Source organism: Cohnella sp. SGD-V74 (assembly GCF_003001675.1).
Taxonomy (GTDB): Bacteria; Bacillota; Bacilli; order Paenibacillales; family Paenibacillaceae; genus Cohnella.
In genome coordinates, this window is record NZ_PVYW01000028.1 from 87,136 (window position 1) to 110,816 (window position 23,681).

Sequence of the window (23,681 nt, forward strand, 5' to 3'; positions counted from 1 at the left end):
ACACGATGACTTTAAGCCTATATCGGCCGGACTATCCGCGACCTCAGTTCGTAAGACAGGAATGGATGAACCTTAACGGGGAATGGGACTTCAGATTCGACGACGGCAACCAAGGAGAGACGGAGCAGTGGTTCCGTTCGTTCGCCGGAGACCGCACAATCGTCGTGCCGTTCTCCTACGAGACGAAGGCGAGCGGCATCGAAGATCCGACCGCGCACCCGCACGTCTGGTATCGCCGCGCGTTCGACGTGCCGGCTGAGCAGCGGGGACGCAACGTCGTGCTTCATTTTCAAGGCGTCGATTACTTGGCCAAAGTATGGGTGAACGGCGAATACGTCGGTTCCCATGAAGGCGGTTATGCCGCTTTCTCATTCGATGTCACTTCGCTGCTCCGCTCCGACGGCGCCAACGAAATCGTCGTGAAGGCCGAAGACGCCGAGAGCGGCACGCAGCCGAGAGGCAAGCAGCGCTGGCGCACCGCCAATTTCGGGTGCTGGTACGTGCAGACGACGGGAATCTGGCAGACGGTATGGCTGGAATACGTCGACCCGAGCCATCTGCAATCGGTCAAAATGACGCCGGACGTAGACGCGAACGCCGTCCGCATCGATTACCGGGTCAGCGACAAGTCCGCAGCTGGGCAACCGCTGCGGTTGACGACCGCGATCACGATGGACGGGGAAATCATCCGGGAAACGACGCAGCTCGTCGACCGCTCGGCTTTCTCCGCGACGTTCGATCTGATCAGCGAGAAGCGCGAATGGCGCGTCGAGTACTGGAGCCCGAGCAATCCGAAGCTGTATGAGGTAACGTTCACGCTGACGGAAGGCGACCAAGTCGTCGACCGCGTCTCCTCCTATTTCGGCTTGCGCAAAATCGCGATCGTCGGCGAGCGGATCATGCTCAATTACGATCAGTTGTATCAACGTCTGATTTTGGATCAGGGATATTGGCAGGACAGTCACTTGACGCCGCCATCGGAAGAGGCGATCATTGCGGACATCGACGCCATCTTGGCGATGGGTTACAATGGGGTGCGCAAGCATCAGAAAATCGAGGACGCCCGCTTCCTGTACTGGTGCGACGTCAAAGGCCTGCTCGTCTGGTCCGAAGCGGCCGCGACTTACGAGTTCAACGACGAGGCCGTCGATCGGTTTACCCGCGAATGGCTGGAAATCGTGCAGCAGCAATACAACCACCCGAGCATTATTACGTGGGTGCCGTTTAACGAATCGTGGGGCATTGGCAACGTGTTCTCCGATCGCCGTCAACAGCAGTTCACGGAAGCGATCTACCACCTCACGAAGGCGATCGACCCGAACCGGCCGGTCATTGTGAACGACGGATGGGAGCATACGGTGTCCGACATTCTCACGCTTCACGATTACGAGGAAAACGGAGACTCGTTCTTGCAGCGTTACGCCGACAAGGACGCGATTGCCGGCAACAAGCACTCGTTCAACAATTGGCGGTTCGCGATGGCCCAAGGCTACGCTTATCGCGGGCAGCCGGTCATCATCAGCGAATTCGGCGGCATCGCGTTCAAGGACGAGAAGGGATGGGGCTACGGCAACCAGGTAGACAACGAAGAATCGTTCCTCGCCCGCTTCAGAGGCATCACGCAAGCGATCAAGTCGACGCCGTACGTCAGCGGCTATTGCTACACTCAGATCACCGACGTGCAGCAGGAAGTGAACGGATTGCTGACGGAAGACCGCAAGCCGAAAGTTCCGCTGGAAAAAATACGCGAGATCAATCTGGCGTAACGAAAGCCGACTAGTCGCCCCGCATCCGCTCCGGATGCGGGGTTGTCTGCGTTATTGCCGAGTCTTCCGCTGACGACCGGCGGGTGCGGCGGCTTACCAGACGCCAAAAAGCGTTGTTGGATCGTTCGACAGCCATTAGAATAGGAAGAAACGACAATCAGGGGGAAACGCGATGGGTATGGACAGAGAATGGATCAGATTGTGGCCGGGCGACGCTCCGGGCGCGCAAGGCGGCGGGGACGAGGATACTCCGGCGATTCAAGCCTACCCGGTTCAACAGAGAGGAAGAGGGGCGGTCATTGTGCTCCCCGGCGGCGGATACGGCACGCGCGCGGGCCATGAGGGAGAACCGATCGCGCTTTGGCTGAACGGCATCGGCATTCCCGCATTCGTGCTGCGCTACCGGGTCGCGCCGTATCGGCATCCGAGCCCGCTGACCGATGCGCAAAGAGCGGTGCGCTATGTTCGGCATCATGCCGGACAATGGGGGATCGATCCGGGGAAAATCGCCGTGCTCGGCTTCTCCGCGGGAGGGCATCTCACCGTATCGGCCGGGACTCATTACGACGGCGGCAATCCGGAAGCGGCCGATCCGATCGACCGGGAATCGTGCCGTCCTGACGCGATCGTGCCTTGTTATCCGGTCGTGACGATGCAGCGTCCCTTCGTGCATGAAGGATCGCGGGCGAATTTGCTGGGCGAAGATCCCAATCCGTCGCTTGTGGAGTCGTTCAGCGGCGAGAAGCAGGTCACGCCGGACACGCCCCCGGCCTTCATCTGGCATACGGCCGACGACGGGGCCGTACCGGTCGAGAACGCGCTGTTGCTCGCCGGGGCGTACAGCCGGAACAAGGTGCCCTACGAGCTGCACGTCTACGAAACGGGGCAACACGGGCTGGGACTCGCGAAGGAAGACGAGCGCGTGGCGACGTGGACGGATTTGTGCGGTTCCTGGCTGATCAAGCGGGGCTGGTGACGCACGGCGCGGGAGTTAAAGCGCCGTCGCAACGGCAACGGATCTGAGTGAGATGGGAGCTGCGTCATGTTATTCGTGTGGATCGCGTTATGGGCGGTCGCGCTGATTTTGCTGATCGCGGACCCGCGTTCCGCCGTGAACCGGAGGCTGAGCGCGGTCGCCTTGAGCGGCGGAGCGGGCGCTCTCGCGGCGACGCTGTCGGATTCTTTTATTCCGTATATTCGCGAGAGCCGACCCCATGCCGGTTTGGAGGAAGCGCTGTACTCTGTGCAGGTGGCGGCTTCGTTAACCTCGTATTACGGTCTGCCGTACTTTTTTATTCTGTTCGCCCTGGCTTATCGACCGGTTCGGCTGCAAGGCGCTCTGCGATGGGGCGTTCCGCTGCTCCTGCTGCTGCCTGTCGTCTATTGTCTCGCATTTACGCCTCCGTACAACGAATATCAGCCGGTCTCCCACTCGATCATCGTCTGGTGGGCCGTGCCTTATTTTCTGACTGCCGCGGCAATCGTCCTGTCCAAAAAAACGGGGCATCGCACGCTGTCCCACACGCATTGGATCATCTGTCTGGCGGTGCTGCCCACCACGCTGCTGGGGATGGTGATGAGCTACGTGCTTCCGAGCCTGGGCATGCTGCGCATGTGGCGGTACAACGTGTGGTTCGTAGGCATCGGGGTCGCGGTGTTCCTGATCGGGCTGTTTACGTACGGATTTCTCGGGATGAGGCTGCTTGTCGACAGACGGCGGCTCGATTCCACGCTGCGGGCGGTCACGTCGGGGACGGCGATTCTTCATCATGCGATCAAGAACGACGTAGGGAAAATGCGGCTTTTTACCGAGAAAATGAAGAGCTACGCGGAGACGACGAACCAACCGGAGCTGCTCGAGGATCTGGCGGTCGTGCAGAAGGCTTCGAGCCATATCCAGGAGATGATCTCCCGCGTGCATCGGCGGACGGAGGATCTGGAAATCCGACCTCGGGACGTTCGGCTGGACGAGCTCGTTCGCGAGACGATCAAGCCGTTCGTTCCTCGGCTCGGGCAAGTCCGGTTGGAGCTGGAGCTGGCGGAAGGCTGGAACTGCCGGGTCGATCCGGCGCAGACGGGAGAGGCGCTGGGCAACGTCGTATCCAACGCGCTGGAGGCGATGAACGGGCGGGGGACGCTGGTCGTGGCGCTGAAGGAAGGCAAGCGCGAGCTGACGCTGGAGATTCGGGATACGGGACCGGGGATGACCAAGTTTCAAGCCGTGCAGGCGCTGGAACCGTTCTATACGACGAAGGGGGGAGCCGGCGGATTCGGTCTGGGACTGCCGTACGCCTACCACGTCATGCGCAAGCACGGAGGTTCTCTGCATCTGAGCAGCAAAATCGGTGAGGGCGCGAGCGTGTACTTGGTTTTTCCGAAAAAGAGCGTAGGGGCGGTCAAAGCGACTAGCTCGATATCCCCTTCCATCAGTGGATCGCCGGGATGATCGCTTCGGTTGGGGAGGAGAGGAGTATCCCTTTCGGTCAGGGAGCAGGCTTAGGGGCCGGTTTGTCCCGGGAAGAAGATGAGATATCCCTCTTGCTCAGGCTAAAGTCCGGTTGACCCGCACAGGGAAAAGAGACAAAGAGGAGGCGTATGCGGATGGATCTTATCAAAGTCGGAATCGTAGAGGACGACAAGGATTGGCTTCGCGGCCTGCGCGCCTATCTGGACGGGCAATCGGACATCGAAGTGGTGTTCGCGACGGACGATCCTCAAGCGCTGCGGGATGAGCTGGCTCCGGGCGGGCTTGCGGCGGATGTCGTCCTGATGGACATTATGCTGCACGGCGAGCCGGAGGGCATTCGATTGGCAGAGGAAGTCGCGGCGGCCACGGGAGCCCGGGTCGTCATGCTCACTTCCATGGAGGAAAAGGAGCTGATCTTCCGTTCCTTCCAGGCCGGGGCGATCGACTACCAGATCAAAGGCGACTTCGAATCGCTTCCGAATGCGGTCCGCGCCGCCGCGAGACGGGAATCTCCGATCAGTCCGGCGGCCGCCGAGCGGATGCGCGAGGAGTTCCGCAGGCTGAAGCAGCTGGAGCTCGAGTTCGAGAAGAAGAAGATGCAGGATCTCATCACGCCTTCCGAGCTGGAGCTGTTGAAGCTGATCGACAAGGGCTATACCCAGACCGAGATCGCGGGGCGGCTCGTCCTGTCGATCCGCACGGTCAAAAACCACGTTAACCACATTCTGAAAAAGCTCGGCTCCAAAGGTTCCAAAGAGGCCGCGCGCGAGGCGAAGGACAAGGGTTTGTTTTGAGAGTACAGTCGGTCCCCGCCGCTCTCGCGCAATAGAGCCGCCGCGCGTGCTTATAGTTGCCAGCCCCCTGGGTTCGCGCACAGTAGAGCCGTCGCACGTGCTTATAGTTGCCAGCCCCCGCCGCTCCCGCACAATAGAGCCGTCGCACGTGCTTATAGTTGCCAGCCCCCGCCGCTCCTGCGCAATAGAGCCGTCGCACGCGCTTATAGTTGGCAGCCCCCGCCGCTCCCGCGCAATAGAGCCGCCGCACGTGCTTATAGTCGCCAGCCCCCTGGGTTCGCGCACAGTAGAGCCGCCGCACGTGCCTATTGTCTCCATTCCCTCCATGCCAGCTAACCTCAGAGAGTTTATGACAAGGTACCAAGAAAAGTTGGTACTTTTTTTCGTGCGTCAATTTTCTAGAATGAAGTTGTAAAGAGTGACGCACAATTTCCAAATACACCCTATGGAATGGGGCGAGGAGGATGGGCATGGCTACGACGGATTTCGCGCCGTTCTCGGCGGCGCATGCGCTGGGAATGGCGATGGCCGCGGCGATCGTTGTCGGCATCGTTCTGTTCCGGCGGCGGTTTCGCACCCCGCGCGCGAACCGGGGCGCGAGGTATGCTCTTGTCGCGATACTGGTCGTCTGCGAGCTGTCGCTGCAAGCGTGGTACGGAATAACGGACAACTGGGGCCTGCATTCCTTGCCGCTTCAACTGTGCAGCGTCATGATGTGGCTGTCGGCGATCGCGCTGCTCACGCGCAGCCGCAGGCTGTACGAGGTAACGTTCTTCCTCGGCATTATCGGCGCGATGCAGGCGCTGCTCACGCCCAATCTGGACGCGGGGTACCCGGAATTCCGCTACTTTCATTTCTTCATCGCGCACGGCGCCATTATCGGGGCAAGCCTGTTCCTGACCGCGATCGAAGGCTACCGCCCGACGACGGCGTCGGTGTTCCGGGCGCTCGGCTGGCTTCATGTCATCGCGGTTCCCGCCGCCGTCGCGAACGCGCTGACGGGCGCCAACTTCATGTTTCTCGCCCGCAAGCCGAGCACCGCATCGCTGCTGGATCTGCTGGCTCCGTGGCCGTGGTATCTGCTTCAACTTGAGCTGGTCGCGCTTGCGCTCTGTTTTCTTATGCTGGGCATCGTCAGACTTATCGATCGTCTGCTTCATATTCGCGCCGCCAAGGCGCGCCAATTCTAGGAGGCTGATGCAAGATGGATACGCTTCTCCGCAAGCACTGGACTTCCCTGCTCGGCGTATTGTTTATTCTGGCCGCATTCATTACGCTCTTCAAATACTCGATCGAACAAGGGTGGATAACCGACGGAATGAAGATCGCCGCGGGCTTGCTCAGCGGGGCCGGTCTATGCATCGCAGGCCAAGCGCTGGCCGGTCGCGCTCCCAAGTGGGCTGCGGGCGTTCAGATCATGATCGGCCTGGGCGCCTGTCTGCTCTACGCGACGTTCTCGTTCGCCGGGGTCTACTATCGGTTGTGGAACCCGATGACCGTGCTCGTCGGGATGACCGCGGTAACCGCGGCAGCGTCGGCCTACGCCTATCGCTTCGACTCGCGGCTGTTGATGAACATCGCCCTGGCGGGCGGGCTGCTGTCCCCGCTCCTGATGCAGCCGGAGACGGACCAGGTGTTTACTTTGTTTCTCTACCTGTTCGTCCTGAACTCGGCCTTCTTCTTCCTGAGCATCGCCAAAGGCTGGAGCGAGCTGCGAATCGGCGCGTTTATCGGCACATGGGTCATCTACGCGGCGTATTACGTGCACTTCGATCCGCCTACGGACGGGCTGTGGAGCATGCCTCTTCGCTACGCGACGGCGGCCTTCGTCTTCTACCTGGCCGGCTTCCTGATCGCGTCGTGGCGGAACAACCGCTGCTTCGACGGCTGGAACCTGTATCTGACCTTGGCCAACGGCGTGTTGTTCGGCACGTGGTCAATCTTCATCCTGCATGGAGAACTGCATTACGCCTACGTTCTGGCGCTGATCGGACTGAGCTACCTTGTCTCGGGGACTGTCGTCCTCCGGCTCGCCAAGCGTCTGCAGACCGCATCCGCCAGTCAATTGGCCGGAGGAGGGGCTTTGCTGCTGCTCGCATTCTCTCATCTCGGAAGCGGGATGGACGCCAAGCCGCTCGTCAACGTGTTTTTCTGGGGCGGAATCGCCGCGGCGCTGACCGTGCTGGGACATCGCAAAAAATACGGATGGGCAAGTCTGATCGCAATCGCCGTCTGGATCGTTGTCGGGGTCTACTGGTTTCTGGTGACTTGGGATACGCCGAGAGGAGATTGGTTCGGCACGTTCATCCCTTTCCTGAACTGGGGCGCGCTGTCGTGGGCGCTGCTGGCCTTCGTCGGCTTCTACTTGTCCGTTACAGGAATATCTTTCAGATTGACAAAGGAAACCGCCGCGTTTCTGTCGAATTTAATCGCAGTATTCTCCCATCTCATCGTGGGCGGACTGCTGACCGTGCAGATCGAAACCGCGTTTCTCGTCTACGCCGAGGACGCTCCGGGCCGGCTCGTTCAGTTGTCGCTAAGCGTATCTTGGGGAGTTTACGCGTTGCTGCTTACTCTGTGGGGCACTGTCGCCCGCCAGCAACTGTTTCGCATTTTCGGAGCGGCAGTGCTGCTGCTCGTCGCCGGCAAGGCGTTTTTCCTGGACCTGGAGGGCGAGGAGATGCTGTACAAATGCGGCGTGCTGCTGGTACTGGGCGGGATTTCCTTCTTGATCACCTGGATTAACGGCAAGCAGCGCGAGAGCGCCGGAAAGTCCGAATCCGCGCCGGCCGAACCGGAAATGTGAATGCTTTTACATTCGAACGGAAAGGAATGTGGTACATTTTCAACAACGGCAATGCGATAGGAGGGGACGTCCGTGGAGACGGAAGCGCTGCAGAAAGTTGAACAATTGGCTTTGAAAAAATCCCGAATCTACGAACAGAGCTTGCTTCGCTACATTGCCAGGTCCATGCTCGCCAGCATGTTCATCGGCTTCGGCGTCATCGTCGCGTTCAAGACGGGAAGTTATTTTTACAACGTGCAATCCCCGATGACTTACCCGATGGCGGCCATTACGTTCGGCTGCGCGATCATCCTGATTGCTTACGGCGGAGGCGACCTGTTTACCGGCAATACGTTCTACTACAGCTACGCGTCGCTGCGCCGCAAGATGAGCTGGCTGAGGACAGTGAAGCTATGGATCATCAGCTATGCGGGCAACATACTGGGAGCCGCCGCGTTCGCGCTGCTTATCTATACGACCGGTCTGTTCGAGGAATCGTCCGTTAACGGGTTTCTGCTCAGCGTCGTCGAGAAGAAGATGCATGCGCCGGCGATGGAGCTCTTTTTCCGGGGGATTCTGTGTAACTGGCTCGTCTGTCTCGCGTTTTTCGTGCCGATGTTCATGAAGTCCGACGGGGCGAAAATGTTCGCGATGATGCTGTTCGTCTTCTGCTTCTTCATCTCGGGCTACGAGCACAGCGTCGCCAATATGTGTACGTTCGCGATCGCGCTCGTCCTGAATCACCCGGGCACGATTACGTGGGCCGGCGTCGCGCACAATCTGATCCCGGTTACGCTGGGCAACCTCATCGGAGGCGGATTGCTGCTCGGCTACATGTACTACTACGTTAACAAACCTTTTATGGAAGATTAGAATAGCGGAGGCTGGTCCCAATATGGCAAAAATCGCGAAAAAAACAAGAGTGGTCATTATCGGAGCGGGAGCGGTCGGATCGACGACGGCGTACACGCTGCTGCTCAGAAATCGGATGGACGAGCTCGTGCTGATCGACGCCAATCACAAGAAAGCCGTAGGGGACGCGCTGGACATGAACCACGGCATGCCGTTCCTGGGCGGAGCCAAAGTGTGGGCGGGTACATACGAAGACTGCCGCGAGGCGGACATCATCATCATTACGGCCGGAGCGGCGCAGCGCGACGGAGAGACGCGCGTCGATCTGCTTAAGCGCAACGTCGCCATCTTCGAGAGCATCATTTCGGAAGTGCTGAAGGTCAACTCCCACGGCATTTTGCTGATCGCATCGAATCCGGTCGACATTATGAGCTATTTTTCCTGGAAGAAGTCCGAATGGCCGGTCCACAGAGTCATCGGTTCGGGAACGCTGCTGGACAGCGCCCGGTTCCGCTACCTGATCGGCGACAAGCTGAACATCGATCCGCGCAGCGTCCATGCGCACATCGTCGGCGAGCACGGCGATTCCGAGCTTCCGCTCTGGAGCCTCGCGAACGTGGCCGGAGCCGAAGTGAAGCTGAGCGACGCCGAACGGGACGAAGTATTCGTCAATACGCGCGACGCGGCTTACCAAATCATTAGCGCCAAGGGAGCGACCTATTACGCGATCGCCCTCGCGCTCGACCGGATCTGCACGGCCATTCTGGACGACGAAGGCGCGGTGCTGAACGTATCGACGCTGCTGCAGGATTATCACGGCGTATCCGACGTCTATCTCGGCGTTCCTTGCGTCGTGGACCGTACCGGCATTCGCGAAGTGATGGACATTCCGATCACCGACGAAGAGAAGGCGCTGCTTCACCGTTCGGCCGACAAGCTGAAAGGGCTGATCGAGTCGATCGCTTCGATCTAAGGGGGAGACTGTGACGATGCAGCTGCAAAAAGGTCAGAAGCTGTTGTTCATCGGGGATTCGATTACGGATTGCGAACGGGCCAGACCGGTGGGGGAAGGGCTGTTCGGAGCGCTGGGCAAAGGTTACGTATCCGTGGTAGACGCCTTCCTGCAGGCGGTCTATCCAGAGCTCGGCATTCGCGTCGTCAATATGGGCGTCAGCGGGAACAACGTTGTCGATCTGGAGAAAAGATGGCAGGAGGACGTGCTCGATCAGAAGCCGGACTGGCTGTCGATCATGATCGGCACAAACGATGTCTGGCGGCAGTACGACACGCCGTTCATCAAGGAATGGCACGTCTATCCAGACCGTTACGAAGCCGGGCTTCGCGCTCTGGTCGAGAGAACGAAGCCGCTCGCGGGCGGGCTCGTGCTGATGACGCCGTTTTATCTGGAGAGCAACAAGCAGGATGCGATGCGCCGGACGATGGACGAATACGGGGCGATCGTGAAGCGGGTGGCGGAAGAGGCCGGAGCGTTGTTCGTGGACACTCAGGCCGCATTCGACGCCGTGCTGAAGGAGCTGTATTCGGCGACGCTGGCCTGGGATCGCGTGCATCCGACGCAGGCGGGTCATGCCGTGCTGGCCAGAGCTTTCCTGAAGGCCGTCGGCTTCGATTGGAATAAGGATTAGTCCGCACATGAACAAGGAGGCGTTCCCTAATTCGGTTAAGCCAGGTTGGGGAATAAGCCTCCTTGTTTGTTTGGATCGGCTGCTCCGGCAATTCGCTCGAATTCTCCCGGGGTCAGCTCTTCCTAGGATTGATTTAGCTTAAACCGCTCCAGATGATGATGAAGATCTTCCTTGAGCAAAATTTCCTTCTGCTTCTCTCCAAGCAAGTCGAAGTGAGGGAAGGGAGAGCGGGCGTGGATGTATGTCGGGTTCAGGCCGTTGGCTCTGCACCAGGCGGCGAGTTTGTCGAAATCGGCGTTGCCGACTTTGGTCACCGTACGAAATTGCGGAAACCTCGGATCGTACCAAAAATGGGTCAAGAACGCGGTTTCTCCGCGGGAGACGGCGGCCTTCCACGCGTTCAGTTCCGCCCTGTCGATGCCGAAAGCCACTTCACTTCATCCCCAGTCCGTGTTAGTCTTGTCTAATCATACTAGTATAACATGCCGAAGAGGATTTGGCGGTTAGCGAGACGGAGAGGCTGATCGGCAGCATGGACATTTTTCTGCACATATTATGGAACAACGTACTTCCTTTGTCGCTTGTCATCGGTTTGGGAATCCTGCTGCACCGCATTTTTTCGCTCGATATCAAGACGCTGTCCAAATTGAATTTCTACTTGTTTTCTCCCGCGATCATGTTCGAGCTGCTGTACGGAACGGCCATCTCGATGCAGATGTTCGGGCAGGTGCTGCTCTTCTTCGTTCTGTTCATGCTGCTGCAGTATGCGGTGCTGGAGGTTATCGTCCGGCTGCGCGGTTACAAGGGCGGCATGCGCGCGGCGATGAGAAACAGCGTGCTGTTCTACAACAGCGCCAACTACGGCATCCCGATCAATCAGCTTGCGTTCGCGGGCAATACGTACACGCTGTCGGTGCAGATCATTATCATGATGATGCAGTCGCTGATTCCGAATACATACGGCATATACAGCGTTAACGCCCACAAGGCGGATTGGCGCGCCATCCGCAAAGTGATTCTGTCGATGCCGGTCATCTACGTCATTCCGGTCGCGCTGCTGATGCGCAGCTTTCAGGTGCCGCTTCCTGGCTTCGTGGACATCTCGGTCGGCTACTTGTCCGACGCGTTCATCGGGATGGCGCTGTTCACGTTGGGCGTGCAGCTCGGCGACATGAAGGTGTTCCTGACGCGGAAGCTGGCCGCCGACGTCGGCATCGCCACCGGGCTTCGCTTGATCGCAGGCCCGCTGCTCGCTTGGGGAGTCGTGCTGCTGCTGGGCGTCGACGACATGATGGGCGCCGCGCTGATCGTCTCGTCCGCCGTCCCGACCTCGCTGTCGAGCGTGCTGCTTGCCGTCGAGTTCGACAACGAGAAGGACTTCGCCTCGCAGAGCGTGCTCGTATCTACGGCGCTTAGCATCGCGACCGTTACGGCGGTCATTTATTTGCTGGGGGTTTAAGCGAGAGGTTGCGCGACGGCATACGGGAGAAGAGACGTATCCGCAAAATCTAAATCGTGAACAGAAGAGCAGGGGGTCCATAGTCATCTTTTATGACTTATGAGACCCTCTTTTTTTCTTGCCGACGATCGCCAGCGCTCGACAGTAGAGTAGACTCACAGTTAAATGTAACGTGATTTTCAGGCTTGGGAGTGAAGTTCAACCACAGTTAACATGGTACAATGACCAAGAAAGCGATTATAATCGAAAAGGGGCGACTTCCTCTTGAGCACAGTAAGAATCGGGATTGTCGGATTAGGAAACATGGGCAAAGGCCATGCGCAATATTTGATTGAAGGTCAAGTAAAAGGGGCGGTCCTGACGGCGGTCAGCGACGTGCGTCCGGAAAGTCTGGCTCAGGCCAAGGAAAATTGGGGCGACCATCTTCTCACGTATGCAAGCGCTTCAGACATGTTCCGCTCGGGCGAGATCGACGGCGTGCTGCTGTGCACTCCGCACTACGATCATCCCCAGCAGGCGATCGAGGCGCTTCAAGCGGGCTTGCACGTGCTCGTCGAGAAGCCGGCCGGCGTCTACACGAAGCAAGTGCGGGAGATGAACGAGGTCGCGGCGAAGAGCGACCGGGTGTTCGGCATCATGTACAATCAACGCACGAATCCGCTGTACGCCAAGCTGAAGGATTTGATCGCATCGGGCGAGCTGGGTGAAGTTAGGCGGACGAACTGGATCATCACGAACTGGTACCGTCCGCAAGCGTACTACAACTCCGGCGGATGGAGAGCGACCTGGGCCGGCGAAGGCGGCGGCGTGCTGATCAATCAGGACCCGCACCAGCTCGATCTGTGGCAGTGGACGACCGGTCTGATGCCGAAGCGGGTGCGCGCGTTCTGCGGCTTCGGCAAGCATCGGGACATCGAGGTCGAGAACGATGTAACGGCTTACGTCGAATACGAGAACGGCGCGACGGGCGTATTCGTCACTTCGACGTACGAATGTCCGGGCACGAACCGGTTCGAGATTTCCGGAGACCGCGGCAAAATCGTCATCGAAAACGACCGCATGACGTTCTGGCGGCTCAGACAGCTGGAATCCGAGTTCAACCGCGTTAACACGGAATCGTTCGCCCAGCCGGAATGCTGGCAGTTCGACATTCCGGTTCAGCCGGGAGGGGCGCAGCACAAGGAGATTACGCAGGACTGGACGAACGCGATTTTGCACGGCACGCCGCTGCTCGCGCCGGGCGAAGAAGGCATTAAAGGGCTGACGATCTCGAACGCGATGCAGTTGTCGACATGGATCGATGGCTGGGTGGACCTGCCGATCAACGAGGATCTGTACTACGAGAAGCTGCAGGAACAAATCTCGCGTTCGGCGGTTGCCGCCCGCTAAGGAGGAACATCGTGGCTAACTCGAACGGAATGAACTACGCGCCGCAAGGCAAGCCTCGCCCGGTCGTGGAGAAGGGCGGTTTCGTCTTCGCGGCTATGGCGCTGGATCACGGCCATATTTACGGCATGTGCAACGGCTTGATCGAAGCGGGAGCGACGCTCAAATGGGTGTACGATCCCGATCCGGACAAAGTCGGGCAGTTCGCGAAGACGTACCCGCAAGTCCGGATTGCCGCTTCCGAGCAGCAGATTTTGCAGGACCCGGAGGTGGCGCTCGTCGCGGCGGCGGCCGTTCCCAGCGACAGAGGACCTCTGGGCGTGAAGGTGATGGAGCACGGCAAAGATTATTTTACCGACAAGACGCCGTTCACGGGGCTGGACCAGCTGGAGCACGCCAGACGTGCCGCCGCGGAGACGGGGCGCAAATACGCGGTGTACTACAGCGAGCGGCTGCACGTGGAGAGCGCGGTGTTCGCGGGACAGCTGGTGCAGGACGGGGCGATCGGACGCGTCGTTCAGGTGCTCGGGCTCGGACCGCATCGGCTGAACGCGGCCCAGCGGCCTGCGTGGTTTTTCGAGAAAGCGAAGTACGGCGGCATTCTGTGCGATATCGGGAGCCATCAGATCGAACAGTTTCTTCATTTCGCCGGATGCGCGAACGCCGAAGTGCTGCACAGCAAGGTGGCGAACTATAACTGCAAGGCGTACCCCGAGCTGGAGGATTACGGCGACGCGACACTGGTCGGGGACAACGGGGCGACGAACTATTTTCGCGTGGACTGGCTGACGCCTGACGGCTTGTCGACCTGGGGGGACGGCCGCACGGTCATTCTCGGCACGAACGGTTATATCGAGCTGCGCAAATACGTCGACATCGCCCGGGACAGCCAAGGCGATCATCTGTATCTGGTTAACGGCGAAGGCGAGAAACATCTGGAGCTGGCGGGCAAGGTCGGGTATCCGTTCTTCGGAGAGCTGATCCTGGACTGCTTGAACCGGACGGAAAAGGCGATGACGCAGGCGCACGCCTTCAAAGCGGCGGAGCTGTGCCTGCAAGCCCAGGCGAAAGCCGTTAAAGTCGAATAACCGGCGCCTCGCGCCCAACTTTAAGGAGGACATACGAATGATGAAGCTGTCTGTGTTTACGGTCGCGACGCCGGAGCTCGAGCCGGCAGAACTGGCCGCGGCCGCCAAGGAAGCGGGACTGCACGGCGTGGAATGGCGGTACACGGAAGTGCCGGAGGAAGTCCGGGGACAGGCGCCGTCCTATTGGGGCAACAACCGCTGCACGATCGCGCCTTCCAAAGGCTTGGAGGAGGTCGAACGCTTTAAGCAGGCGGCGCTGTCGAACGGACTGGAAGTCGTGAGCGTTACGCCGTACTTGCGCGCGGGGGATTTGGCGGCGACCGAGAAGGTGCTGGAAGCGGCCCGGCACGCCGGCGCGTCGATGATCCGGCTTGGCGTTCCCGGCTACGACCGGAGCCGGCCGCTCGGAGAGCTGCTGGAGGAAGGGCGCGCGTACTTGCAGGAGGCGCAGCATCTGTGCCGGAAGTATGGCGTGAAGGGAGTCGCGGAAATTCATCACGGCACGATCGCGGCTTCGGCTTCGGGCGCGAGACGGCTCGTCGATGGGCTGGACCCGCAATGGGTCGGCGTCCTGTTCGATCCGGGCAACATGATCCACGAAGGCGTCGAGAACTACCGGATGGCGTTGGAAGCGCTCGGCCCGTATCTGGCGCACGTTCACGTCAAAAACGCGGGCTGGCGCGCCGGCGAGACGAATGAAGCGGGAGAAACGGTCTGGAAATGCGAGTGGGTCGGCCTGAAGGAAGGGGCCGTGCCGTGGCGCCAAGTGCTGACCGATCTGCTGGCGGTCGGATACGACGGCTACCTGGGCGTCGAAGACTTCAGCGGGCAGTTCTCCGAATCGCCCGTGATGCTCCGCCATTTCTCCGAATACATCGGAGGATTGCTGCGGGAGCTGAGCCCGAATGCTTGAGTACGCTTACCGTTCGTCGGGGGCGTTCGAACCGGTGTTCCACTCGCACCCTTTCTACGAGGTTTATTATTTTCACGAAGGCAAATGCAATTATTTGATCGGGGACCAGATCTACAATCTGGCCCCCGGCGATCTGATTCTGATGTACGGAATGACGCTGCACTGTCCGAAGATCGACCCGTCCGTCCCGTACATCCGCTCGATCGTCCATTTCGAACCGGCCATTCTCCGCTTCTATACGGATCTGCCTCAGGCGGCCCCGATCCTGCAGCCGTTCGAGCAGTTCAAGAATTATCGGCTCTGCTTGCGGGGAGAGGACAAGGAGGAGGCCGAGCGGATTTTGCTGCGGATGCACGGGCATCAAGCCCGGGGAGATCAGGTCGGAGCCGGCCGCTTGCTGCTGGCGTTCGCCGATCTGCTGCATTTCGTCTACGACCGCTGCCTGTCGTCGCTGAGCGAGAAGCGGGAGTTTCCTTCCGACAAGGAGAAGACGGTTCAGGACATTATCGCGCTGCTTGAGCGCAAGTACACGGACGACGAGCTGGACATGGAGAGCCTGCAGCGGGAGCTTCATCTGAGTAAATCTTATTTGGCGAAAATATTCAAGGAAGTGACCGGAGCGACGATCTTCGAGTACGTGTACCGCAAAAGGATCAACGAGGCGAAAATTTTGTTCCTGCTGCAGCCCGACTTGGCCGTGACGGAGGTAGGCTTCCGTCTCGGCTTTAAGCATCTCGCGCACTTCAGTCGGCTGTTCAAGCAGCAGGTCGGGGTGACGCCGGAGCGGTACAAGCGACAGCTCAAGCTCGATCGTTCCGGTTTTCCGGATACGGGGGTGCGGCATGAATTTGTTTGATCTGCGCGGCAAAACGGCGGTCGTCATCGGCGGTTCGTCGACGCTCGGAGGCATCATGGCCGAGGCGCTGGCGGCGTACGGGGCGAGGGTCGCGTTAACGGGGCGCAAGGCGGATAACGCCGAGCCGATTCGCGCGCGCATCGCGGAGGCTGGCGGCGAAGCGCGCTGCTACGGGGTGGAAGCGACTTCCCGCGGCGATCTGGAGAGGCTGCTCGCGGAAGTGGAGGCGTGGACCGGAGGGGCGGACATTTTGCTCAACTGTCCCGGCGTGAACAGCGCGACGCCGTTCTTCGACATTACGGAAGAGGAATGGGATCGAATCATCGACGTCAATGCGAAAAGCGTGCTGCTCGCCTGCCAAGTGTTCGGCAAGCATATGATCGGTCGGGGGCAGGGCGGCAGCATCATCAATTTGTCCTCGGCTTCCGCAGCCACGCCGTTGTCGCGGGTGTTCACGTATTCGGCCTCCAAGGCGGCCGTCAACAATATGACGCAGTTTCTTGCACGCGAATTCGCGCCTGCCCGCGTGCGGGTGAACGCGATCGTGCCGGGGTTCTTCCCTGCGGTGCAGAACCGGGCGATTCTGTCGGAGGAGCGGATCGCTTCGATTATGGCGCATACGCCGATGAAGCGGTTCGGAGAGCCGGCGGAGCTGCAGGGAGCGGTCGTCTATTTGGCGTCGGAACGGGCTTCCGGCTTCGTGACCGGATCGCTGCTGCGCGTCGACGGCGGTTTCGGGGCAATGACGATCTAGCGAAACGATCGGAAGAAACGGAATCGAGAGGAGACTGGAAAGATGCAAATGACGTTTCGCTGGTACGGCGACGACGATCCGGTGAAGCTGTGGCAGATCCGGCAAATTCCGGGGGTGACCGGAATCGTAAGCGCTGTCTACGACGTTCCGGTAGGCGAAGAATGGCCGCTGGAGCGTATTTTGGAGTTGAAAAGGAAGGTCGAAGCGGCGGGACTGCAGCTTAGCCTCATCGAAAGCGTGCCCGTGCACGAGCATATCAAGCTCGGCTTGCCTGATCGCGACCGGCTGATCGACAACTACGGGCGCACGCTGCGCAATCTGGGGAAGGCCGGCGTGCCGGTCGTCTGCTACAATTTCATGCCGGTGTTCGACTGGACGCGTTCGCAGCTCGATTACGAGCTGGAGGACGGGTCGACGGCGCTTATCTACGAGGAGGAAGTCGTGCAGCGGATGAACCCGCTGACCGGCGAGCTTCAGCTTCCGGGCTGGGACAGCAGCTATCGCAAGGAGGATTTGCAGCGGCTGTTCGAACAATATGCTTCGGTGGACGAGGAGAAGCTGTGGGACAACCTGTCTTACTTCGTCAAGGCGATCATGCCCATCGCGGAAGAAGCGGGCGTCCGCATGGCGATTCATCCGGACGATCCGCCGTGGCCGATCTTCGGCCTGCCGCGAATTATTACGAACGAGGCCGCTTTGGAGAGGTTTCTGCGGCTGTACGACAGTCCCGTCAACGGGCTGTGCCTGTGCAGCGGCTCGCTCGGGGCGAATCCGGCGAACGACTTCCCCGCGATGGTGCGGCGGTTCGGCAAGGAAAATCGGGTTAATTTCATGCACGCGCGCAACGTCAAAATTACGGGAGAGCGATCTTTCCAAGAGTCGGCGCATCTGTCCTCGGCGGGATCGCTGGACATGGCGGAGATTATCCGCGCCCTGCGGGATATCGATTACGCGGGACCGATCCGCTCGGACCACGGCCGGATGATCTGGGGCGAGACGGGCAAGCCGGGCTACGGCTTGTACGACCGGGCGCTCGGCGCTGTGTACCTGAACGGCATGTGGGAAGCGACCGGCAAGGAGCGGGCGGCGGTCGGACGGTAAGAGAAGCGGTTTCTTCGCGGCGGCGACGGTGGTACAATGGGAGACGACAGCTTGACCACAACGACCGACAAAGGGGTTATCCGAATGCCTTCCGAACTGTTAGGAGAATTGTCCAGAGAGAAAATCGTCGCAATCGCTCGCGGCTTTACGCTAGAGGAGACGTTATCGGCGGCGAAGGCGCTTGCCGACGGGGGAGTCGTGTTCCTGGAGGCGACGCTGAATACCGATGACGCACTGAACATCATTTCCAAGCTTCGCGAGCAATTCGGGGACCGGATGCGCATCGGCGCGGGAACGGTGCTCGATATCGGCCAGGCGAAGGAAGCGATCGCCGCCGGAGCCCAGTATTTGATCTCGCCCAATGTGGACGAGGAAGTGATCTACCACGCCGTCGAGCAAGGGCTGGACGTCTGGCCCGGCGCGATGACGCCGACCGAAATCGTGAACGCGTACAAGGCGGGCGCTTCCGCGATCAAGCTGTTCCCGATGGGCACGCTCGGCATCGGCTACTTGAAGGAGGTTCGCGCCCCGCTGAACCACATTCCGTTCATTGCCACGGGGGGCGTCAATCTGCAAAACATCGCCGACGTGCTGGACGCGGGAGCGATCGCCGTCGGTATGGGCGGCAAGCTGCTCGACCCGGCTCTCGTCAAGGCCGGCAAGTTCGACGAGCTGCGGGATTTGGCCCGCTCTTACGTCGATCGGGCTCACGGAGCCAGCTTGGCCTAATCAAAGAGGCTGTCCCATAAGCGCTTTAAGTTGCTTTAAAAGATGATCGACGATACAAGTGCGAGGGGTATGTACCTCCTTCCGATGCTATACGCTCCTGAAACCTGAATGGGTAAACCCGTGATAAGGTGGTTTCAGGAGCGTAGGAGGCAGTCTCCAGGAGGTACATACCCCTCTTTGTCTATCGATCATCTCAAGCAACTCTGCTTATGGGGCAGCCTGTCTTTAATGAGGCATGCCGGGGCCGCCGCTTCAGAACGCCCAGTTGCCGTCGCGGAAGATCGGCTCGGCGCTGCCGTCTTCGGTGATGCCGTCGATCTGCAGGTCGGCCCGCCCGATCATGAAGTCGACGTGCGTCAGGCTGTGGTTGATGCCTTTTTCCGCCAACTGCTCCTTGGTCATCGCCGAACCGCCTTCAACGGCGAACGGGAAGCCGAAGCCGATCGCCAGATGGCAGGCGGCGTTCTCGTCGAACAACGTGTTGTAGAAGATAAGATTCGTATCCGAGATCGGCGAACGATGCGGCACGAGGGCGAGCTCGCCCAGATAATGAGAGCCTTCGTCCGTCTCGACCAGCCGCTTCAGCGTCTCGTACTCCTTCTCGGCCGTGTAATCGACGATCCGCCCGTCCTTGAAAGTGAACGAGAAGTTGTCGATCAGCTTGCCGCCGTAGCTGAGCGGCTTGCTGCTGGACACGGTTCCGTTGACGCGGTCGCGATGCGGCGATCCGAACACTTCCTCGGTCGGCATGTTGGGGATGAACTCGGCGCCTCGGGCGTTCGTCTTGCCCGCGAACGACCAGATATGCTCCTCGGGCAGCCCGACGGTCAAATCCGTGCCCGGCGCGCGGTAGCGCAGCTCCTTGTACTTTCTTTCGTTCAACCTGGCGGCTTTCGTTCCGAGCGTCTCCGCATGGGCTTTCCACAGCCGGACCGGGTCGCTCTCTTTCGCGCGCGTCGCCGAGAAGATCGCGTCCCATAACGCCGCCACGCGCTCCTCTTCCGGCAATTCCGGGAACACTTTGTCCGCCCAAGCTTGCGTTGGGTAAGCCACGATTGACCAGGCGCAGACGTTGTTCAGCGTGTAGGGGCGAAAAGGCTGCGCCGCCTGCTGCTGGGCTTTGGTCGCGAGCGCGATCCGGGCCGGATCGATGCCCCGGAGCGCGTTCGGATTTTCCGACACGATCGTCAGGAACGCGGCGCCTTCCTCGGCCAGCTCGATCCGTCCGGCGATGTTCCAGGCGGGAGCAAAGCTCAGCGATTCCTCCGCGGCATGCTCCAGGCGGGCGCGCGTGACAAGATCGTCGTTCCAGTCGACGTGAACGTATTTGGCCCCGGTCTTGTACGCGTGCTTGGCGATCTCGCGCACGAATTCCGCCGCCGCGACCGGCGCGGCGATCCACAGCGGCTGTCCCGGCTGTATGTTGACGCCCACTTCTACCGCCAACGCGGCATATTGCTCCAAATGCTTATTGAAGTTGTCCATCGCATTCTCTCCTTAGCAGGTATAGCTTGTCGTTTCGATCCACGCGGATATCGGACCGTTCGCTTTCGGTTTCAATGAATAACATACCGGATCGTTTCCCCGGCCGTCAAATCGCTTTCCGGTTGACTCCCGCGGCAAGATCTCCGATAGTTAAGTTATTCGCAAGCAGGACAGACGAACGGACGGGAGGACGCCATGGACATCGGGAGCCTTTTCGACTCGGCCTTGCTGGACCGGCACTATTCGCCGAGAATATTCGCATATTATTTCAAACATTGGAACGGTTATGACATGGCCTTCCATCGGCACGACTCGACGGAGATCATGTACGTCATTCACGGGAGCTGCGCCGTCGAATGGCAGGAGGAACGGAAAGCGGCGGCATCGGCCCGGCTGGGCAAAGGGGAGTTCATTCTGCTTGACGCCGGGGTGCCTCATCGGCTCGTCGTGGAAGGCAGCTGCCGCATGCTGAACGTGGAGTTCGGATTCGCTCCCCATAAGGGAGAGCTTCCTTCGGTCAAGACGTTCGCCGAGGAGGACGCCTCCTTGCGCGAACTGCTGGCTGTGCGGAGAGCGTCGATGACGCTTCAAGACCCGGACGAAGTCTATCACGCGCTCAAGAGCCTCGTGCTGGAACTGGACTACCAGGGCGGCGACGGCAAGCTGCTCGACCGGATGCTGCTGATACAGCTGCTGATCCGGATCGGCAGACTGCGAACCGAGACGGAGCGCAACTTTGCGCCGCAAGCGGGACAGTACGTGAAGGCGAGCATCGCGTATCTCGTCCAGAACTACGACCGTCCGCTGACGGTCAAGGACGTCGCCGCTTCCGTCAATCTGCATCCCGGGTACCTTCAGCGCATTTTCAAGGCGCAGACGAACCGCACGATGATCGAATATTTGACGGATATCCGGATTGAGAAGGCGAAGATGCTGCTGGAGCGGACGGACGTCCCGGTGGCGGACATTTCCGATTATGTGGGCGCGGGCAGCAGGCCGTATTTTCACGCGTTGTTTAAGAAGCATACTTCGATGACCCCGGTGGAATACCGCATCGCCATGGGTAAACAACGGTTTGCTGGAAGCGATTTTTCGAGTGAGAAAAGTGAGGATTTCTGACAGAGTCGGCGCACAGAAGTGACGATCCTGATAACGCTTCCTTAAGGAAGGCTGTTACGATTGGAGTGAACTTGATTATTCCAATTTAACAGTTATGGAGGCGTGGATTATGGCTTTCAAAATTGCCTTTGTCGGAGCAGGAAGCATCGGATTTACGAGAGGCTTGCTGCGGGATTTGCTCAGTGTGCCGGAATTCAAAGATATTGAGGTTGCTTTTACGGACATCAGTCCGGACAACTTGGACCGAGTCGCGCGGCTGTGCCAGAGAGACATCGAGGAGAACGGCCTGGCCATTCGAATTCAGTCGACGACCGATCGGCGCGAAGCGTTGGCGGGAGCGAAATACGTCATCTGCACGATTCGCGTAGGCGGCCTTGAAGCGTTCGCCACCGACGTGGAAATTCCGCTGACGTACGGGGTCGATCAATGCGTCGGGGATACGCTGTCGGCGGGCGGCATCATGTACGGGCAGCGCGGCATCGCCGAGATGCTGAACATCTGCCGTGACATTCGGGAAGTTGCGGCGCAAGACGCGCTGCTGCTCAACTATGCGAATCCGATGGCAATGCTGACCTGGGCGTGCAATCAATATGGCGGCGTCCGCACGATCGGGCTGTGCCACGGAGTCCAGGGCGGACATCGGCAGATTGCCGAGGCGTTCGGCTTGAAGAAGGAAGAGGTCGACATCATCTGCGCGGGTATCAACCATCAGACATGGTACGTTCAGATTCGCCATAACGGCGAGGATCTGACCGGCAAGCTGCTGGAAGCGTTCGAACAGCATCCGGATTTCAGCCGCACGGAGAAGGTGCGCATCGACATGCTCCGCCGCTTCGGCTACTACAGCACGGAATCGAACGGACATCTGAGCGAATACGTGCCGTGGTACCGGAAACGTCCGGAAGAGATCGGCCAATGGATCGATCTTGGAAGCTGGATCAACGGGGAGACGGGCGGATACTTGCGGGTGTGCACGGAAGGCCGCAACTGGTTCGAGACCGAATTCCCGAACTGGATGAAGGAGCCGGCGATGAAGTACGCCCCCGAGGAGCGGGGCGAAGAGCACGGTTCCTACATTATCGAGAGTTTGGAAACGGGGAGGGTCTACCGCGGGCACTTCAACGTTCGCAATAACGGCGTTATCGACAACTTGCCGGACGACGCGATCATCGAAGCGCCGGGGTACGTGGACCGCAACGGCGTCTCGATGCCGCTCGTCGGGAAGCTGCCGCTTGGCCCCGCCGCCGTGTGCAACGTCAGCATTTCCGTGCAGAGACTGGCCGTAGAGGCGGCGGTCAATGGGGACGACAAGCTGCTGCGCCAGGCGTTCATGATGGACCCGCTCGTCGGCGCGGTCTGCAATCCGAACGAGATCTGGCAGATGGTTGACGAGATGCTGGTCGCGCAGGAGAGATGGCTGCCGCAGTATGCAGAGGCGATCGCGGCAGCGAAGGCCAGACTCTCTGAAGGCAAGCGCGTGCCTACGAAGGAAGGGTATCAGGGGGCGGCTCGCCTGCACGTCAAGAGCGTCGAAGAGATGATGCAGGACCGCGAAGCCGCGAACCGGAACGCGGGGGAGTCGGACAAGGGGAAGGAGCGCGCGAAAGTTTCGGGATAGAGCGCTCCGGAAGGACGCCCGCGATCGCAGACACGGAATTTCTGCGGTTGCGGGCGTATTTGACGTATCATTGAACGATTAGAAAGGGGGATTATTAGGCGCACTAAAACTAAATGTTGTGTCATAAATCGGTTTATGGTATACCATAAATAGCGATTCCATCGTGTCCGCGAAGCGGCATGTTTTGCATGGAGCAAGGGGAGTGAGCCGATCATCGAACTTACGGTCAGGCAAATCGCGATTATCGATCTCGTGAAGAAGCACGCGCCGATTACCGGAGAGCAGATCGCGGAAAGTCTCGGCGTCAGCCGCCCGACGATCCGGTCGGATTTGTCCGTGCTCGTCATGCTTGGCTACATCGACGCCAAGCCGAAAGTCGGCTACTTCCTGGGCAAGGTCATGACCCCGGAAGGCCGGCAGAGCGTGAAGGTGTTGAATCTTAAAGTCAAGGACGTCATGAACCGCCCCGTCGTCATTGTGGAGACGGCGACGGTCAACGATGCCGTTATCGCGCTGTTCGTGGAGAATACGGGGTTTCTGACCGTGACCGACGACCAGGGGGCGCTTGTCGGCACCGTGTCCCTCAAGGACTTGCTCAAGGTCACCCTGGGCAATCCGAACGCGGCTTCGATTCCGATCAGCATGGTGATGACCCGCGTGACGCGGCTCGTGTACGTGACGCCGGAAGATTCGCTGCTGGACGCGGCCAGGAAGATGTTGGACCATCAGGTCGGAGGTTTGCCGGTCGTAAGCGCGACGGGCGAACGAGCCCGGCTGGAAGTTGTCGGAAGAATCACGAAAACCAACATGACGCTGGCCTTGGTGGACTTATCCTCCGGGTTTATCGCGGAGTAGGGGGAAAA

22 protein-coding genes are annotated in these 23,681 nt (G+C 59.6%); 20 read left to right on the forward strand and 2 right to left on the reverse strand.

The window, feature by feature from the left end:
• Window positions 1–5 precede the first annotated feature (5 nt).
• The 9 genes from B0G52_RS31490 to B0G52_RS31530 all read left to right on the forward strand — a co-directional run bounded on the left by B0G52_RS31490 (window position 6) and on the right by B0G52_RS31530 (window position 10,310).
• Window positions 6–1,766 (forward strand): glycoside hydrolase family 2 protein, encoded by a 1,761-nt coding sequence (locus tag B0G52_RS31490; RefSeq protein ID WP_094050402.1) that lies wholly within the window; start codon window positions 6–8, stop codon window positions 1,764–1,766.
• 172 nt (window positions 1,767–1,938) lie between these two features.
• Window positions 1,939–2,742, forward strand: coding sequence for an alpha/beta hydrolase (locus tag B0G52_RS31495; protein ID WP_369827178.1), 804 nt, complete (start codon window positions 1,939–1,941; stop codon window positions 2,740–2,742).
• Between the two features lie 66 nt (window positions 2,743–2,808).
• Complete coding sequence (locus tag B0G52_RS31500) at window positions 2,809–4,212, forward strand: sensor histidine kinase (RefSeq protein WP_094050403.1); 1,404 nt, start codon at window positions 2,809–2,811, stop codon at window positions 4,210–4,212.
• Between the two features lie 155 nt (window positions 4,213–4,367).
• Window positions 4,368–5,027: a response regulator transcription factor gene (locus B0G52_RS31505; RefSeq protein WP_233163243.1), complete on the forward strand. Its 660-nt coding sequence runs from the start codon at window positions 4,368–4,370 to the stop codon at window positions 5,025–5,027.
• A gap of 470 nt (window positions 5,028–5,497) precedes the next feature.
• Complete coding sequence (locus tag B0G52_RS31510; RefSeq protein WP_158223967.1) at window positions 5,498–6,217, forward strand: YwaF family protein; 720 nt, start codon at window positions 5,498–5,500, stop codon at window positions 6,215–6,217.
• Window positions 6,218–6,231: 14 nt separating this feature from the next.
• Entirely contained in the window at window positions 6,232–7,833 is a 1,602-nt protein-coding gene (locus B0G52_RS31515; protein ID WP_094050406.1) for a DUF2339 domain-containing protein, read from the forward strand.
• A gap of 72 nt (window positions 7,834–7,905) precedes the next feature.
• Window positions 7,906–8,685 (forward strand): formate/nitrite transporter family protein, encoded by a 780-nt coding sequence (locus B0G52_RS31520; RefSeq protein ID WP_094050407.1) that lies wholly within the window; start codon window positions 7,906–7,908, stop codon window positions 8,683–8,685.
• A 22-nt stretch (window positions 8,686–8,707) separates the two neighbouring features.
• The gene (locus B0G52_RS31525) at window positions 8,708–9,637 is read left to right on the forward strand and encodes an L-lactate dehydrogenase (RefSeq protein WP_094050408.1); all 930 of its coding nucleotides are present in this window, start codon (window positions 8,708–8,710) and stop codon (window positions 9,635–9,637) included.
• A gap of 16 nt (window positions 9,638–9,653) precedes the next feature.
• Window positions 9,654–10,310 (forward strand): SGNH/GDSL hydrolase family protein, encoded by a 657-nt coding sequence (locus tag B0G52_RS31530; RefSeq protein ID WP_094050409.1) that lies wholly within the window; start codon window positions 9,654–9,656, stop codon window positions 10,308–10,310.
• A gap of 122 nt (window positions 10,311–10,432) precedes the next feature.
• On the opposite strand, the gene B0G52_RS31535 is transcribed toward B0G52_RS31530, so the two are convergent.
• Window positions 10,433–10,741, reverse strand: a complete 309-nt coding sequence (locus tag B0G52_RS31535) for a hypothetical protein (RefSeq protein WP_094050410.1) — start codon at window positions 10,739–10,741, stop codon at window positions 10,433–10,435.
• 101 nt (window positions 10,742–10,842) lie between these two features.
• Here B0G52_RS31535 and B0G52_RS31540 point away from each other — a divergent pair, with 101 nt between their 5' ends.
• From B0G52_RS31540 to B0G52_RS31575, 8 genes are all read left to right on the forward strand, one after another.
• Entirely contained in the window at window positions 10,843–11,769 is a 927-nt protein-coding gene (locus B0G52_RS31540) for an AEC family transporter (RefSeq protein WP_094050437.1), read from the forward strand.
• Window positions 11,770–12,033: 264 nt separating this feature from the next.
• Complete coding sequence (locus B0G52_RS31545; protein ID WP_094050411.1) at window positions 12,034–13,158, forward strand: Gfo/Idh/MocA family protein; 1,125 nt, start codon at window positions 12,034–12,036, stop codon at window positions 13,156–13,158.
• A gap of 11 nt (window positions 13,159–13,169) precedes the next feature.
• Window positions 13,170–14,243 carry a Gfo/Idh/MocA family protein gene (locus B0G52_RS31550; protein ID WP_094050412.1) on the forward strand — a complete coding sequence of 358 codons (1,074 nt, stop codon included), beginning with the start codon at window positions 13,170–13,172 and terminating at the stop codon, window positions 14,241–14,243.
• A 40-nt stretch (window positions 14,244–14,283) separates the two neighbouring features.
• Entirely contained in the window at window positions 14,284–15,156 is an 873-nt protein-coding gene (locus tag B0G52_RS31555; RefSeq protein WP_094050438.1) for a sugar phosphate isomerase/epimerase family protein, read from the forward strand.
• A complete protein-coding gene (locus B0G52_RS31560; protein ID WP_094050413.1) occupies window positions 15,149–16,012 on the forward strand; it encodes an AraC family transcriptional regulator in 864 nt (287 codons plus the stop codon). The genes B0G52_RS31555 and B0G52_RS31560 overlap by 8 nt, the downstream gene beginning before the upstream one ends.
• On the forward strand, window positions 15,999–16,766 hold the full coding sequence (locus B0G52_RS31565) for an SDR family oxidoreductase (RefSeq protein ID WP_094050414.1): 768 nt from the start codon (window positions 15,999–16,001) through the stop codon (window positions 16,764–16,766). Before B0G52_RS31560 ends, B0G52_RS31565 begins: the two co-directional genes overlap by 14 nt.
• A gap of 42 nt (window positions 16,767–16,808) precedes the next feature.
• The gene (gene uxuA / locus B0G52_RS31570; RefSeq protein ID WP_094050415.1) at window positions 16,809–17,867 is read left to right on the forward strand and encodes a mannonate dehydratase; all 1,059 of its coding nucleotides are present in this window, start codon (window positions 16,809–16,811) and stop codon (window positions 17,865–17,867) included.
• Between the two features lie 51 nt (window positions 17,868–17,918).
• On the forward strand, window positions 17,919–18,596 hold the full coding sequence (locus B0G52_RS31575) for a bifunctional 4-hydroxy-2-oxoglutarate aldolase/2-dehydro-3-deoxy-phosphogluconate aldolase (protein ID WP_369827179.1): 678 nt from the start codon (window positions 17,919–17,921) through the stop codon (window positions 18,594–18,596).
• Window positions 18,597–18,848: 252 nt separating this feature from the next.
• Here the strand turns inward: B0G52_RS31575 and B0G52_RS31580 are convergent, their stop codons facing one another.
• Entirely contained in the window at window positions 18,849–20,081 is a 1,233-nt protein-coding gene (locus B0G52_RS31580; protein WP_094050416.1) for an aminopeptidase, read from the reverse strand.
• Window positions 20,082–20,276: 195 nt separating this feature from the next.
• Here B0G52_RS31580 and B0G52_RS31585 point away from each other — a divergent pair, with 195 nt between their 5' ends.
• The 3 genes from B0G52_RS31585 to B0G52_RS31595 all read left to right on the forward strand — a co-directional run bounded on the left by B0G52_RS31585 (window position 20,277) and on the right by B0G52_RS31595 (window position 23,673).
• Complete coding sequence (locus B0G52_RS31585) at window positions 20,277–21,200, forward strand: AraC family transcriptional regulator (RefSeq protein WP_094050417.1); 924 nt, start codon at window positions 20,277–20,279, stop codon at window positions 21,198–21,200.
• Window positions 21,201–21,309: 109 nt separating this feature from the next.
• Window positions 21,310–22,818, forward strand: coding sequence for an alpha-glucosidase/alpha-galactosidase (melA, locus tag B0G52_RS31590; protein ID WP_094050418.1), 1,509 nt, complete (start codon window positions 21,310–21,312; stop codon window positions 22,816–22,818).
• A gap of 234 nt (window positions 22,819–23,052) precedes the next feature.
• A complete protein-coding gene (locus tag B0G52_RS31595) occupies window positions 23,053–23,673 on the forward strand; it encodes a helix-turn-helix transcriptional regulator (protein ID WP_094050419.1) in 621 nt (206 codons plus the stop codon).
• Window positions 23,674–23,681: the final 8 nt, after the last annotated feature.